14 protein-coding genes are annotated in these 15224 nt (G+C 46.1%); all 14 read left to right on the top strand.

Annotated features, from left to right (window positions below; all coding sequences use genetic code 11):
• The first annotated feature begins 13 nt into the window (after positions 1–13).
• The 14 genes from atpA to nuoH all read left to right on the top strand — a co-directional run bounded on the left by atpA (position 14) and on the right by nuoH (position 15219).
• The gene (atpA, locus tag AC0YN6_RS15550; RefSeq protein WP_475747924.1) at positions 14–1528 is read left to right on the top strand and encodes a F0F1 ATP synthase subunit alpha; all 1515 of its coding nucleotides are present in this window, start codon (positions 14–16) and stop codon (positions 1526–1528) included.
• A 143-nt stretch (positions 1529–1671) separates the two neighbouring features.
• Positions 1672–2532 (top strand): ATP synthase F1 subunit gamma, encoded by an 861-nt coding sequence (atpG, locus tag AC0YN6_RS15545; protein WP_475747922.1) that lies wholly within the window; start codon positions 1672–1674, stop codon positions 2530–2532.
• 80 nt (positions 2533–2612) lie between these two features.
• Entirely contained in the window at positions 2613–4016 is a 1404-nt protein-coding gene (gene atpD, locus AC0YN6_RS15540; protein ID WP_475747921.1) for a F0F1 ATP synthase subunit beta, read from the top strand.
• 24 nt (positions 4017–4040) lie between these two features.
• Positions 4041–4439, top strand: a complete 399-nt coding sequence (locus tag AC0YN6_RS15535; protein WP_475747919.1) for a F0F1 ATP synthase subunit epsilon — start codon at positions 4041–4043, stop codon at positions 4437–4439.
• A gap of 307 nt (positions 4440–4746) precedes the next feature.
• The gene (locus tag AC0YN6_RS15530) at positions 4747–6969 is read left to right on the top strand and encodes a methyl-accepting chemotaxis protein (RefSeq protein ID WP_475747918.1); all 2223 of its coding nucleotides are present in this window, start codon (positions 4747–4749) and stop codon (positions 6967–6969) included.
• Positions 6970–7139: 170 nt separating this feature from the next.
• Positions 7140–8753: a spore germination protein gene (locus tag AC0YN6_RS15525; RefSeq protein WP_475747917.1), complete on the top strand. Its 1614-nt coding sequence runs from the start codon at positions 7140–7142 to the stop codon at positions 8751–8753.
• Positions 8750–10006, top strand: coding sequence for a Ger(x)C family spore germination protein (locus AC0YN6_RS15520; RefSeq protein ID WP_475747916.1), 1257 nt, complete (start codon positions 8750–8752; stop codon positions 10004–10006). The genes AC0YN6_RS15525 and AC0YN6_RS15520 overlap by 4 nt, the downstream gene beginning before the upstream one ends.
• A 9-nt stretch (positions 10007–10015) precedes the next feature.
• Positions 10016–10258, top strand: a complete 243-nt coding sequence (locus tag AC0YN6_RS15515; RefSeq protein WP_475747915.1) for a hypothetical protein — start codon at positions 10016–10018, stop codon at positions 10256–10258.
• 5 nt (positions 10259–10263) lie between these two features.
• Positions 10264–11499, top strand: a complete 1236-nt coding sequence (locus tag AC0YN6_RS15510) for a GerAB/ArcD/ProY family transporter (protein WP_475747914.1) — start codon at positions 10264–10266, stop codon at positions 11497–11499.
• Between the two features lie 87 nt (positions 11500–11586).
• The gene (locus AC0YN6_RS15505; protein WP_475747912.1) at positions 11587–11958 is read left to right on the top strand and encodes an NADH-quinone oxidoreductase subunit A; all 372 of its coding nucleotides are present in this window, start codon (positions 11587–11589) and stop codon (positions 11956–11958) included.
• The gene (locus AC0YN6_RS15500; protein ID WP_475747910.1) at positions 11943–12461 is read left to right on the top strand and encodes a NuoB/complex I 20 kDa subunit family protein; all 519 of its coding nucleotides are present in this window, start codon (positions 11943–11945) and stop codon (positions 12459–12461) included. The genes AC0YN6_RS15505 and AC0YN6_RS15500 overlap by 16 nt, the downstream gene beginning before the upstream one ends.
• Positions 12458–13096, top strand: coding sequence for an NADH-quinone oxidoreductase subunit C (locus AC0YN6_RS15495; protein ID WP_475747909.1), 639 nt, complete (start codon positions 12458–12460; stop codon positions 13094–13096). The genes AC0YN6_RS15500 and AC0YN6_RS15495 overlap by 4 nt, the downstream gene beginning before the upstream one ends.
• 6 nt (positions 13097–13102) lie before the next feature.
• Entirely contained in the window at positions 13103–14203 is a 1101-nt protein-coding gene (locus tag AC0YN6_RS15490) for an NADH-quinone oxidoreductase subunit D (protein WP_475747908.1), read from the top strand.
• Positions 14203–15219 (top strand): NADH-quinone oxidoreductase subunit NuoH, encoded by a 1017-nt coding sequence (nuoH, locus tag AC0YN6_RS15485; protein WP_475747907.1) that lies wholly within the window; start codon positions 14203–14205, stop codon positions 15217–15219. Before AC0YN6_RS15490 ends, nuoH begins: the two co-directional genes overlap by 1 nt.
• The last annotated feature ends 5 nt before the right edge of the window (positions 15220–15224 follow it).

The following is a 15224-nucleotide window of genomic DNA, read 5'->3' as shown; positions in this document are numbered from 1 at the left end:
AGGGGTGAACGAATTGAGTATCAGACCTGATGAAATCAGCACGCTGATTAAACAACAGATCGAAAATTTTAAATCCGAAATTCAAGTCGTAGACGTCGGCACCGTAATCAATGTCGGTGACGGTATCGCCCGCGTACACGGTTTGGAAAATGCGATGCAGGGCGAACTGCTCGAATTCTCCAACGGTGTAGTCGGTATGGCTTTGAACCTTGAAGAAAGCAACGTCGGTGTCGTTATCCTTGGACCATACACGGATATTCGTGAAGGCGATCAAGTGAAACGTACTGGCCGTATTATGGAAGTACCTGTCGGCGAAGAGCTTCTTGGCCGCGTAGTAAATCCACTTGGTCAGCCGCTTGACGGCAAAGGCCCAATCAACACAACTCAATTCCGTGCAATTGAATCTCCAGCACCAGGCGTAATTGACCGTAAATCGGTTCATGAACCTATGCAAACAGGTATGAAAGCAATCGATGCAATGGTACCAGTAGGCCGCGGACAACGTGAGCTTATCATCGGTGACCGTCAAACGGGTAAAACGTCAATTGCAATCGATGCAATCATCAACCAAAAAGGCAACGGCGTAAAATGTATTTACGTTGCTGTTGGTCAAAAACAATCCACTGTAGCTAACGTAGTGGAAACACTTCGTCGCCACGGCGCACTAGAATATACAATCGTAGTAACTGCTGGTGCTTCTGAGCCGGCTCCATTGCTCTTCCTAGCTCCTTATGCTGGTTGCACAATGGGTGAATACTTCATGTATAAAGGTGAGCACGTTCTTGTTATTTACGATGATCTATCGAAACAAGCAGCAGCTTACCGTGAGCTTTCACTCTTGCTTCGTCGTCCACCGGGTCGTGAAGCATACCCAGGTGATGTATTCTACCTTCACTCCCGTTTGCTAGAGCGTGCAGCTAAGCTGAGCGATGCTAGAGGCGGCGGTTCAATGACGGCATTGCCATTCATTGAGACACAAGCATCGGACGTATCGGCATATATTCCTACGAATGTTATCTCGATTACTGACGGTCAAATCTTCCTAGAAGCAGATCTATTCTACTCCGGTCAGCGTCCAGCGGTTAACGTTGGTATCTCTGTATCCCGTGTAGGTGGTTCCGCTCAAATCAAAGCAATGAAAAAGGTTGCTGGTACGCTCCGTCTTGACCTTGCGGCATACCGTGAGCTTCAAGCGTTCTCGCAGTTCGGTTCTGACCTTGACAAATCGACGCTAGCTCGCCTTAACCGCGGTGCCCGCACGATGGAAATTCTTAAACAAGACGTTAATAAGCCGATGCCTGTTGAGAAGCAAGTTATCTCAATCTACTCTGCTGTTAAAGGCCACTTGGATGAGATTCCAGTTGTCGATATCCTTCGCTTTGAAGAAGAGTTCCACGCGTACTTGGATTCGAACAGCCCTGAAATCGGCAAATCGATCCGCGATACTAAGGATCTTGTTGCAGATAACGAGAAAGCTCTCGTTGATGCTATCAATAAATTTAAGAAAAGCTTCTCTGTATCCGCATAATTAAGCAAATACGGGTGAAACTTATACCTTCTTATTATCCAATATAGGTCTATGCCCGTTCATCATGTCCGGGCCTAGACTACTTTCTCCACCAACACCAGGCTTTGGAGCAGGTCCAAAGCAACAAAGGCGGGTGAAACCAAATGGCAAAAGGTATGCGCGATATTAAACGCGAAATCAAGAGTAAACAAAATACGAAGCAGATTACGAAAGCAATGGAGATGGTTGCCGCTTCCCGCCTAAGAAAGGCACAAGAAGCAGCGCAAGCATCACGTCCATATGCTGAGAAGCTGAAGGAAGTTGTAGCAAGCATCGCAGCTGGTACTAAAGATGTGAAGCACCCTATGCTTGAGAAGCGTCCAGTAAAGAAAACGGGTTATCTCGTTATTACTTCGGACCGCGGACTAGCAGGCGGCTACAATGCGAATATTCTTCGTAAAGTAACGCAAACGATTCGCGAGAATCATAAGTCAACTGACGAATATGTATTGTTCGTAATCGGACGGAAAGGTCGCGACTATTTCCGCCGCCGCAACATGCCTATCGTTGAGGAAGTTATTGGCTTGCCAGACTCTCCGACTTTCGCAGACATTAAATCGGTTGCTTATTCAGCCGTTAATATGTTCTCAGAAGGCGCTTATGATGAGCTTTACTTGTATTATAATGTATTCGTTAATGCAATTACTCAAGTGCCGTCAGATGTACGTTTATTGCCGCTTGAAGAAGTCGGCGGAAACGCATCCGTCACATCGTATGAATACGAGCCATCACCGGAAGGCGTACTTGAAGTGCTGCTGCCTAAATATGCGGAAACGCTTATTTACAGCGCGGTTCTTGACGGTAAAGCGAGTGAGTTCGGAGCACGTATGACTGCCATGGGAAGCGCAACGAAAAATGCAACGAAGATTATCAACCAACTGACGCTCACTTACAACAGAGCGCGTCAAGCGGCGATTACACAAGAGATTTCTGAAATCGTTGCAGGGGCAAATGCTCAATCTTAATATATATTCACTGCGAGGGCGAGGCGCTTGCGATAAGCGTACCGGCTTGCGGTAACAAGAAGGAACCAGGAGGGAAAACCATGAAAAAAGGACAAGTAGTATCCGTCATGGGTCCGGTCGTAGACTTAGAGTTCGAACGCGGCAATTTGCCGGAAATTTTGAACGCTGTCAAAATCGAGCAAAAGGGCGAAGCAGGCGGCATTGATATTAACTTGACGCTTGAAGTAGCCGTTCACCTCGGTGACAATAAGGTACGTGCCGTAGCTATGAGTACGACAGACGGTCTTGTACGCGGTATGACTGCTGTAGATACAGGCGCACCTATTACCATTCCGGTTGGTGCTCCAACGCTTGGTCGCGTATTTAACGTACTAGGCCAACCGATTGATGAAGCTGGCGATGCTACATCGGTAGTTAACCTTCCGATTCACCGCGCAGCACCTGCTTTCGACGAATTGTCCACGCAAGCGGAAATTCTTGAAACAGGCATTAAAGTAATCGATCTTCTTGCACCATACGCAAAAGGCGGTAAAATCGGCCTCTTCGGCGGCGCGGGCGTAGGTAAAACGGTTACGATTCAAGAGCTTATCAACAACATCGCTCAAGAGCACGGCGGTATTTCCGTATTCGCGGGCGTTGGTGAGCGTACTCGTGAGGGTAATGACCTTTACCACGAGATGAAAGATTCCGGCGTACTAAGCAAAACAGCGATGGTATTCGGACAAATGAATGAGCCGCCAGGCGCACGTCAACGCGTAGCTTTGACTGGTCTGACAATGGCTGAGTATTTCCGTGACGAAGAAGGTAAAGACGTACTATTGTTCGTCGATAACATCTTCCGTTTCACACAAGCAGGCTCCGAGGTTTCGGCCCTTCTAGGCCGTATGCCTTCCGCGGTAGGTTACCAGCCAACGCTGGCAACTGAAATGGGTCAATTGCAAGAGCGTATCACGTCTACGAAAAAAGGTTCAGTTACATCGATCCAAGCGATCTACGTACCTGCCGATGACTATACGGATCCGGCTCCTGCTACGACGTTTGCCCACTTGGACGCTACAACAAACTTGGAGCGTAAAATTTCCGAGATGGGTATCTTCCCAGCGGTAGATCCACTAGCGTCATCTTCACGTATCCTAAGCCCATCTGTTTTGGGTGCAGAGCACTATAACGTAGCTCAAGGCGTTAAGAAAATTCTTCAACGTTACAAAGAGCTTCAAGATATTATCGCAATTCTTGGTATGGACGAGCTAAGTGAAGAAGATAAATTGACCGTGTCTCGCGCACGTAAAATTCAACTATTCCTTTCTCAACCATTCCACGTTGCTGAGCCTTTCACAGGAACAAAAGGTAAATATGTACCTGTTAAAGAATCCGTTCGCAGCTTTAAAGAAATTCTCGATGGCAAACATGATGACCTTCCGGAAGAAGCATTCCGATATGTTGGTGTGATTGAAGAAGCCGTGGAGAAAGCCAAAACGCTTTAATAGCGAAAGGCGGGAGGAATCCACATGAGTTCTTTTTTAGTAGAGATCGTAACACCAGAGCGTAAAGTGTACGCAGAGACTGCGAAAATGGTTAGTGTAACAGGTGTTGAAGGTGAGCTTGGTATATTGCCAAATCACATTCCGCTTGTTACACCGCTTCGTATCGCACCTGTCGTTATCAAACGTGATAATAAAGTAGATGTTGTAGCTGTTAATGGAGGCTTTATCGAGGTACGTAAGGATAAGATCGTTATTCTTGCCGAGAGCGCAGAGCTTGCAACTGATATTAACATCGAACGTGCAGAAGCCGCTAAACAGCGTGCTCAGCAGCGTCTTGCTGCAAAGCAAGACCAGGTTGATTTCCGCCGTGCAGAGCTTGCTTTGCAGCGTGCGATGAATCGTCTGCATGTTAAACAAAAATAAGCATCACCCCAAAAAGCACTGTCCACGCCTTTCGAGGCGCGGGCGGTGCTTTTTTTTATACGAAGTTTAATGAATCATACATGAGAACGTTAAATACCTAACATAAATAGATGACCGAACGACTAATTGAGCAGAAATTGATGTAAGGTTGTCCGTGTGATTTCTAACTCAAGTCAGGTTCAATATTTAAATCTCCTATTTCTCCTTCGATTTCGACATAAAACTAGCAATTCGTATATTATTTCAAGAGTTGTATGTTAATATAGTTAACATAAATATAAAATGAATGCAGCGGGGGGAGAGTCATATGTTTGACTGGCTAGGGATAAAGGTAGGATTTCCGCTCTGGGTTTCATGGCAATTGAATAAAGATTTGAAGTCAGACGTTGAGCAAAGCTTTGAGGGGATTGCGGAGACGCGCAAGGAATTGCTTACGAACTGGGCGACGGAATATTGGAATTATATTGATCAATTAGGCGAACAGCTGAAAGCAGTCCTCGTTCAAAATGAAGATGGTTATACCTCTATCGTTCAGTCACAGATCGAACGACTTTTCGATAGAACCTATGCGCGCGGGATAGATATAACCGAACTTTTTTTCTTAGATGTGAGACAAACAGTTATCATCTCTACTTATGAGCCGCATATCGGAATGACCTATCAGGCGGGTAGTAGTTTGCAACAGGGTCTTGCATATATGATTCAAGAGAGCGGCTTCCGCAGATGTCTATTCGGCCCTTATAGTGACTCACTTACGTTAAAGCTGGGGCCTCGATCTTCATCCTTCCATGATAAAATGACTCTATTATTTATGCTTCCGATCTCCATGAATGGCAAATTAGCAGGGACATTGTGCGGACGTGTACCAAATGACGTACTGGGTGATTTGATCCAGCGTGAATCGGGTCACGTATACCCCGATTCGGGAGATAATTATTTATTTATGGCAAAGGCCGGCTTGAATAAGCAAATAGCACCGGGAACAGCTCTCTCACGCAGTCGCTTTGAGGATCGTACGTTTACGCATGGCGAGAATCTTAAGGATGGAGTAACTACGAATTGGGGTAAGGTTTCTATAAAGGAGCATACAGAGCTGGAGATCATATTTACAGATCCGGCTACAGGTCAACTGCATACAGGGGTAGCAAATACGATACGTAATGGAAGCAATTTATTTGTCGAATTTCCGGGTTACTCAGATTATAGACATATTTCTGTTATTGGAAAAGGAGTAACGTTTCAACTGCCGGATTGCCCCGATCAATGGGGCATGATGTGCGAGGGCGATTTGGAGGAAGTATATCGCATTCGCAGTATTGGTTGGAGACAACGCAAGCTGCTGCTTATATCAATGCTTAGTATAAGCGTTCTGACCATACTGCTCCTCCTGTTTGTAGCTGCTAATGCATCTGCTTTGGTAACTGCAATTGTCGGCGGCGTAATTAATCTATTAGGGGGCTTGCTGTTCAGTGTTATATTTCAGAAAAGGGAGTCTAAGCGGGTCGTGTCACACCTGCAAAAGATTAATCGCTTTATTCGAATAAATGCAGAAGGTAAAGGGGATTTGACGCAGCGTCTAAAACTAGGCGATTTCGATAATGATGAATCGAAGGAATTGGCCAAATGGATCAATAATATGATCGATTCCTTGGAAGGCATTATGCTTCAGGTCAGGATGGCTTCCGCAGATGTTTTAACCAGTCACAATGGGCTCAATGAATCGGCAGCGATCACATCGGCTTCTACAGAACGGGTGAGCGGGAAAGTAACCGATATGATTGGAAGCATCAGACTGCAATTGAAGGATATTGATATGGCGAAGGATGCGGCTGGTGACATGCGCACGACGCTGAGGCAGATCGAGGAACAGGCAGCCGAGCAGATCGCGATAGCCAAAAGCGAGGTTGATCGCATTGGGGATAAAATGCTTCACATTTCAGCTAAAGTTGGAGAGAGCAACGGCACCATTCATAAATTTATGGATACAGTGCAAGAAATACAAGGAGTCCTGCATGTCATTGAAGAAATATCAGCGCAGACGAATTTGCTCGCTCTAAATGCCTCTATTGAAGCAGCGAGAGTAGGCGAACAAGGAAGAGGCTTTGCGGTTGTAGCTTCGGAAATTCGCAAGCTTGCAGATATGACCAAAAAATCAACCGAAGAGGTGCATGGAATTACACGTCATATCTATGATGAAGCGAAGCGAGCTTATGCATCTATGGATGAAGGAACACGAGTGGTTGAGGAAGGCAATCAGCTTGTTGCGGCTGCAGCGAGTACGCTTGCTTCTGCGCATGCCGAGGATCTCCGCAAGACGCAGGTTGTAGATGAGGTTGTGCAGCTCATGGAGAAGATTGCGCTCGTGAGCAGAGAGAATCGTAAGGTTTCTTCCGATGTGGAGTGTAAAGTACAAGAGCTTATTGGCGAAATGATGAATGTCCGTCAGACATCACAAAGTGTTGAGTCGATTACGAAGCTGCTTCAGCAGCTTGTTGGTCAGTTTAAGCTGACAGAATCAAGAATTCGATAGTAATGATAATAAAGTGCCGCAGAAACCCGTATGAAAAACGGAGCTGCGGCATTTTTTTATGCAACGGTCAACGTTATTCCTGCATCTAATAGGGCTGAATACATAATTATGCCATGGAATAGTTATCCTATGAGTGAATCCAACCATGAACAGAGGAAGGTGAGGGGTGAATGTTCCGATCCTATAAGCAAGGAAACGGCGCGACTGGCAAGAAGGCTGATAATCGAATAGCCAAAGCCGAGAAGCATGAGAAGGAGCAGCTTCAACCTTTCGCGGAAAAGGCCCTTTTCACTTCTCTGGATCAGAATCTGGAGGAAATGAAGCGCGAGCTTGGAGAGAGCCAGGATGTTATTTTTCGAGAGCTGCAATTAACAGATGCAGGGCATACCAAAGTACTCATTGTCTATGTGCAAGGAATGGTTGATGATGACCGAATGGATGAGTTTGTCATCCAACCGCTTCATAGAGAAAGGTTTCCGCATGATGCTGAATTGAAGCCGCTTGAGCTGCTAAGCTTTATGAAGAGCAGTCTGCTTTCAACAGGCATTATTAACGATATACGTGATTGGAAGATGTTGTTTCAAAAGCTGTTAATGGGTTACTGCATCGTCATGATCGAGGGTGCAAGTCAGGCAATAGGAACCAATGTTGTAGGCGGAGCAAGACGAAGTGTAGAAGAACCGAGAACTGAAATGGCCATACGTGGTCCTAGAGAAGGCTTCACGGAGTCGATTCGAACAAACACATCTTTGCTCAGGAGAAAAATACGGAGTCCGAAACTATGGATGGAGCAATGGACGATAGGTGAGATTTCACAAACACCAGTATGCATCATGTACATCAAAGGTTTGACAGATGAGAATGTACTGACCGATTTAAGAGAACGGCTGGAAGAGATTCAGATTGACGGCATTTTGGAATCAGGGTATATCGAGGAATTGATCAATGATCAGAAGTGGTCACCATTCCCAACCATTATGAGTGTAGAGCGCCCGGATGCGGCAGCTGGCAATCTACTAGAGGGTAAAATCGCCATTTTCGTTGACGGAACGCCGTTCGTACTTATTGTCCCAACGATACTAAACATGTTTTTTCAGTCGCCAGAGGATTATTATCAACGATTTGATATTGGAACCTTCTTGAGGCTGCTTCGTTTTGTTTCTTTTTTAATCGCGCTGCTCATGCCGTCGATTTATGTTGCGATCGTTGGTTATCATCAAGAAATGATACCGACTCAGCTGCTGCTAAAGCTGGCCGCACAGCGAGAAGGCGTGCCTTTCCCTGCCTATTTAGAAGCTTTTATTATGGAGTTTGTGTTTGAAATTTTGAGGGAAGCCGTTGTGCGGATGCCGAGTGCTGCGGGAAACACGATTTCAATCGTAGGCGGTTTGGTTATCGGACAATCGGTCGTTGAGGCGGGCATTGTCTCGCCAGCAGTCGTTATCGTGGTTTCCTTCACTGCAATTGCCAGCTTCGTATCACCGAAATATAGTCTTGGTATTGCTGCACGATTGCTGCGTTTTCTTCTACTTCTCGCAGCCTCCACACTTGGTTTTTACGGAATTGGAATCGTTGTGCTGCTGCTTCTGCTGCATTTGAGCAATTTAAGGTCGTTTGGTATGCCTTATATAAAACCATTTGCACCGCTGTACTGGAAGGATATGAAGGATACGTTTGTGCGAGCTCCTCTCTGGATGATGCGTGAACGCCCGCAGAAGCTTGCTGCGGGGAATCGGATTAGACAAGATATTGATACGGAGCATAGGAAGGAGCCGGGGCAATGAGCGAGTGCAGCACCAATGCGAGCAAACGTTTAAATACGTTCAAGATAATAGGACCTAAACTCTCTCTTGTTTGGACTGTTTGTGTGCTGGCATTATTAAGCGGCTGCTGGGATCTGCGCTATTTGGACAAGCTTGGCGTCGTTCTCGCTCTAGGTGTGGATGAAGATCCAACTGAAAAAAATAAACTGCAGCTGACGGTTCAGGTCGTACTCCCGCAAAACGTTGCAGCGGAAACGAAGGGGGGCATTGGCGGTACAGCAGTGACGACGTTTACAGAGAACGGCGACACCATTTTCGAAGCGATTCGGAAAATGTCGACAAAAACGTCTAGAAGGCTTTTTTTCTCTCACACGCAAATGTTAATTATAAGCGATGAAATGGCTAAAAAAGGAATTTATCCGTTAGTTGACTTAATAGAGAGAAATCCTGATATACGTACGGATGTTTTTGTTGTCGTCACGCGAGGAGTGAAAGCGGCAGATATGCTGCGATTAACGACACAGACGGAACCCATTCCCGTTAATCAGTTTCGTGAAATGATTGAGGTGAACCAGTCTTCCTATGCGTTGAACTATGTCGTAGATGTTAAAGATCTAATCAAACAAACGGGAAAGGGGAAGCAGCAGGCCGTTCTCCCTTCTATCCGGATAGAAGGGAATGAGGGAATGGGACATTCGAACGATAATATCAATAGTATCCCGGCGAAGGCTATTCCAGTGCTGTCAACGATGGCTATATTTAACGAAGGGAAGCTTCTAGGTTACTTGAAGCCTGAGGAATCAAGAGGATTATCTTGGCTGCATAATAAAGTAAAAAGCACCGTTGTAAAGCTTGCTTGCCCAAATGCTGAGGGGGATTTGATGGTTGAGGTGCACGATGTATCGACAGAACATAAGGTCAAACGCGGTCCAGATAATAAGCCAATCATACGGATTGAGATTAGGGTGGTTGGAGGCATTCAAGAGATCATGTGCCCTGGCGTGAAAGTATCTCAGGAAAAGGTGCTGAATGAAATTGGCCAGTTGACAAGTAAAGCGATAGAGGCGGAGGTAGAGGGTACAATCAATCGTCTGCAAAAGATATTTCGTTCGGATGTATTAGGCTGGGGCAAAGAGATTTATTACCAGCAGCCAGCGATTTGGAGGGAATTAGAAGGTGATTGGGAAACAGAATTTCCGGAAGTGAAAAGTGAAGTAATCTGTACAACCTCAATCGTAGGTTCAGGTATTCGGGGAGAATCTATAGTGAAGTGAGTGAAAGATATGATGCCTCTCATTGTCATCTTCTTATTTACCGTTTCGATTGGAACGGTAATATGGAGACGAAACAGTCAAAAGCAGCGCAAAAGTGAACGAGGCTGGGCTTTGTTTATTTTGGCGATAGGTACGGTGCTCATTATGGCAATGCTTCTACACGTCCCGCTTCCTACTCCTGTGGATTGGATGATAGTCTTATTGTCACCTGTATATAAACCTATAATAAGGTGGATAGAGGAGGATTCATAACAGAAATGAGTAAATACGCAGGAATGAACAATGCAGAGATTACATCAGGGCAATGTGCCAAACTGTTGTTCATGTTCGCACTGGGCAGTGCGGGACTCCTATTGCCTACGACTGTCATTTCAATTGCCAAGCAGGACGGATGGATATCCATGCTGCTAGCTGGGCCGTTTAATTACTTTATTCTAATGATCTTCCTAGCGCTTGCCGACCGTTTTCCGAATATGTCGCTTGCTCAATACGCAGAGCGAGTACTTGGGGTCTGGCTGGGCAAGTTGCTTACTTTGTTTTATATTGTGTTTTTTCTATTGCTCAGCGCACTTGTACTGCGCAACATATCAGATTTCTTAAATCTATCCGTATTACCGCAAACACCCGAGTGGTTCATTGACGTCACCTTCATGATTGTCATCGTATATGGTGTTTTGCTCGGTATAGAGACGATTTCTAGAACCGGTGAGATTCTTTTTGGCTGGGGATTACTAGTTGTCACAGTTGTGTTATTTTCCTTGTTTAATCAATTTGATTTCCATAACTTTGAACCCTTCTTGTACGACGGATGGATGAGACCGGTTAAAGGTGTATTTCCGATTTTAGGCTTCCCGATTGCCGAATTCGTATTTATTGCAATGATATTTCCAATTGTGCGGCAACAGGATCGCAAAAAGCTGAGAAAATCACTCAAGCTTTCTGCTGCAGCTATAACTTTCCTATGTACGATAGTTACGATTTTTTTACTCGCCGTGATGGGAGTAGATGAGACGAGCAGAAGCCCGTTTGCAGTTTTTGATATGGCAAAAAATATTAATATCGAAGAAATATTGGTACGTGTTGAAATTTTCATTGCTATGATTTGGATTGGAACCGTCTTTATGAAGCTGGCGCTTTGTGTCTATGTGCTAACGGTCATAACCGCGCAAATGCTCAATTTGTCTAGCTACAGGCCTATGGTTGTTCCTTATTCGTTTATTATTGTACCGCTCTCGTTACTGGTCTATCGAAATTCCGCTCATGCGCAGCAATTTACAATGGGAGTATGGACGGTATATAGCTTATTGCATGGTTTTGTTTTCCCATCTTTGCTGCTTCTGGTAGCGGTGATTAGAGGGAAAAAGGATATGAGCGATTGTCGTTTCCGAGATGAGCCGGCTTCTCAAGGTTTCAAGCAGAAGGAAGAGAATTCGACAGAAAGTGCAACAGAATTAACGAACAATGAACCTGTCAGCAATCCAACTCCATCATAGACGGCAGTGGAAGCATTTGTTATAATTGTGAGGCAAATTGACCAAGCGGCAACGGTTCGTACCTATTGAATTAACGGAGGCGATCGTGTGGAAAACTACTCCAATAATTATGTCGTCGTGGCTATTTTTATCGTGCTTGGTATTCTGCTTCCGGTTGCTGCATTGACTGTCGGGAGACTGCTGAGACCGAATAAGCCGAATGTGTTCAAACAGACCACCTATGAAAGCGGCAATGAGCCGGTAGGTGAGGGGCAGGTCCGTTTTAACATCCGCTATTACTTGTTTGCATTAATGTTCGTCATTTTTGATGTGGAAACCGTATTCTTATATCCTTGGGCCGTTGCATATAATAAGCTCGGCTTATTTGTGCTAGTCGAAATGTTGATTTTTGCGGGAATGCTGCTTATTGGTCTTCTATATGCCTGGAAAAAGAAGGTGCTGAAATGGAATTCAGTTTAGAGTCAATTTCGATAGAGGAACGCAAAGAGCTGGAGCGCAACGTATTTATGGGCACCTTGGAGCAATTAAAGGCTTGGGCAAGAAGCAACTCGTTATGGCCAATGACATTCGGTTTGGCGTGCTGCGCAATTGAAATGATGGGAACGGGCGCATCGCATTATGATCTGGATCGGTTCGGGGTTATGTTCCGCACTTCGCCGCGCCAGTCCGATGTTATGATTGTGGCCGGTACAGTTACAAAAAAGATGGGGCCGCTTCTTAGACGTTTGTATGATCAAATGCCTGAGCCGAAGTGGGTTATCGCAATGGGCTCATGCGCAACGGCTGGCGGACCATATGTTAAATCATATTCAGTCATAAAGGGTGTCGATCAGATCGTACCAGTTGATGTGTATATACCAGGCTGTCCACCTAACCCGGCAGCGCTGATCTACGGCATTAATAAGCTGCAGGAGAAAATCCGCTACGAGGCGAAGACTGGGAAGCGGGTGACCGGTCGATGAGTGAAGAAGAGAAACCGCTTACAAATACACCTCCGGCAGACCCGGAACGGGAAGCGAAGCTGAAAGCGGCTGCTGAGGCGCGTGCGGCAAGGGCTGCTGCAAAGGTGCAGGCTGAAGCGGAAGCGCAAGCAGTGCAAGAGGAGCCTAAGCCGCCCTCACCAAGGCAGCCTGAACTAGAGTCTCTAGTAGCTCTCCTTAAGCAGGAGGTAGCTGAGGCTGCGGTTGAGGATGCCTACCTAAATGAATTGAACGGCGATATGCCCATGATCATTGTGAGCAACTCGCACTGGAGGGAATCAGCAAGGCTGCTTAAAGATCATGAACAGCTGCGATTTAACTTTCTGCGTAATGTGTCAGGTGTCGATTATGAGACACATATCGAAGTGGTTTATCATATGATTTCGCTCGGAACGAAGAGGGAAGTTGCGATTAAAATAAAAGCAGATCGGGAAGCGTCATCCGTATATTCCGCGACGCCTGTCTGGGCGACGGCAAATTGGAATGAACGAGAAATATATGATTTATTAGGAGTAGATTTTCCCGGACATCCTGATATGCGACGGATTATGATGCCGGACGACTGGGTTGGCCATCCGCTGCGCAAAGATTATGAGTCGATAGATTCGGAGGTGTAGGCAGCCTTGATTCGTACAGAAGAACTGCTCTTAAATGTTGGTCCGCAGCATCCGAGCACACATGGTGTATTTCGAATCATCGTTAAGCTCGATGGTGAAGTGATCACTGAGGCGACACCCGTCATGGGATATTTGCACCGAGGTACCGAGAAGATCGCGGAAAATCTTAATTTCACACAAATTATCCCTTACACAGATCGAATGGATTATGTCTCTGCGATGACAAATAATTATGTACTCGTTCATGCAGTAGAGACGATGATGGGTCTGGAAGTGCCGCAGCGAGCAGAGTATCTTAGGCTTGTCGTCATGGAGCTCCAGCGCGTAGCGAGCCATCTTGTCTGGTGGGGAACCTATCTGCTTGATATTGGTGCTATGAGTCCGTTTCTATATGCTTTCCGCGACAGGGAAATGATTATTGATCTATTCAATGAACTGTGCGGTGCCAGATTAACCTACAACTATATGCGTGTCGGCGGAGTGAAATGGGATGCGCCTCCAGGCTGGCTGGATAAGGTGCGAGACTTCATTCCATACATGGAGAAGAAACTGCAGGAATACGATAAGCTCGTCAGCGGAAATGAAATTTTTCTTGCTCGCATTAAGGGAGTTGGAACATACGATGCGGCAACAGCGATTGACTACGGCCTTACAGGGGCGAATCTTCGTTGTACAGGAGTAGACTTCGATATCCGCAAGGCAGAGCCATATAGCTTGTACAGCCAATTTGAATTCGATGTACCGCTCGGCAAAGTCGGAGATTGTTATGATCGTTATCGCATTCGGCTTGAAGAAATTCGTCAAAGCCTGCGTATTCTAAAGCAAGCGATGGAACAATTCCCTGGCAGCGGGGAAACGATGGGCAAGGTTCCGCGCGCGATCAGACCTCCTGCTGGCGAGGTTTATGTGCGTATCGAATCGCCGCGCGGCGAAATCGGATGCCATATCGTATCCAAAGGCAAAGCTGAGCCGTATAGGCTCAAGTTCAGAAGACCGTCATTCGTTAACTTGCAAATACTGCCGAAGCTGCTTGTAGGCGAAACGATGACGAACCTCATTACGATATTGGGCGGCATTGATATTGTCGTCGGGGAGGTCGATTGCTAATGCAGTCTTGGCTTAACCAATCGCTAACTTGGGGAAATGCGCTTGTACTATTTCTATGGGCCGTTGTATTCCTCTTCATCGTGCTTGGTTTCGTTACGTATGCGATATACTTCGAGCGGAAGGTGATTGGCTGGATGCAGCTGCGCATCGGCCCGAATCGTGTCGGTCCTCTTGGCTTGCTGCAGACGGTAGCTGATATCTTCAAGCTTCTGATCAAGGAAGATACGATTCCGCGCAAGGCGGATCGGGCTTTGTTCATACTTGCCCCTGTTTTAGCCTACATACCGGCTTTCTCCGTACTGGCCGTGCTTCCTTATACGCAAAACCTATATTTCGCAGATTTGAATGTCGGGTTGCTCTATTATGTGGCTTTGTCGGGGATCTCTACGCTTGCGATTGTGCTGGGCGGTTGGGCCTCTAATAATAAGTATGCACTCCTTGGGGGTATGCGCTCCGCGGCACAAATGATAAGCTATGAAGTACCGCTCGTCATTTCAGTTGTAGGTGTTATTTTACTGAGCGGCAGTCTGAATCTACGTGACATTGTAATGGCGCAGGACGGCGGCTGGTTTTGGAATTGGAATTTCATCCCTCAAATCATTGGATTCGTTATTTTCATTATTGCAGCGGTTTCGGAGCTCAATCGTACCCCATTTGACTTGCCGGAGGCGGAATCGGAGCTTGTTGCGGGTTATCATGTCGAATACAGCGGCTTTCGGTTTGCGTTCTTCATGCTCACGGAATACGTATACGTTTATGCCATAGCTGCTCTAACAACGGTACTGTTTCTGGGAGGCTGGCACGCTCCGGTGCCATTTCTTGATTTTGTACCTGGGCTTGTATGGTTTCTGCTCAAATTTGCGTTTATTGTGTTTTTCTTATTTTGGATTCGTGCGACGATGCCGCGTATACGTGTGGATCAGCTTATGGGGCTTGGCTGGAAGGTACTGCTCCCGGTGTCGCTGCTTAACGTATTTCTAACTGCTGTATATTTGGAGTTGTTTATTAAGAACTAGCAAAG

The sequence above is a fragment of the Paenibacillus sp. J22P15 genome, assembly GCF_056269345.1.
Note: the sequence above shows the minus strand (reverse complement) of the source record. Positions and strands in the feature narration are given on the sequence as shown.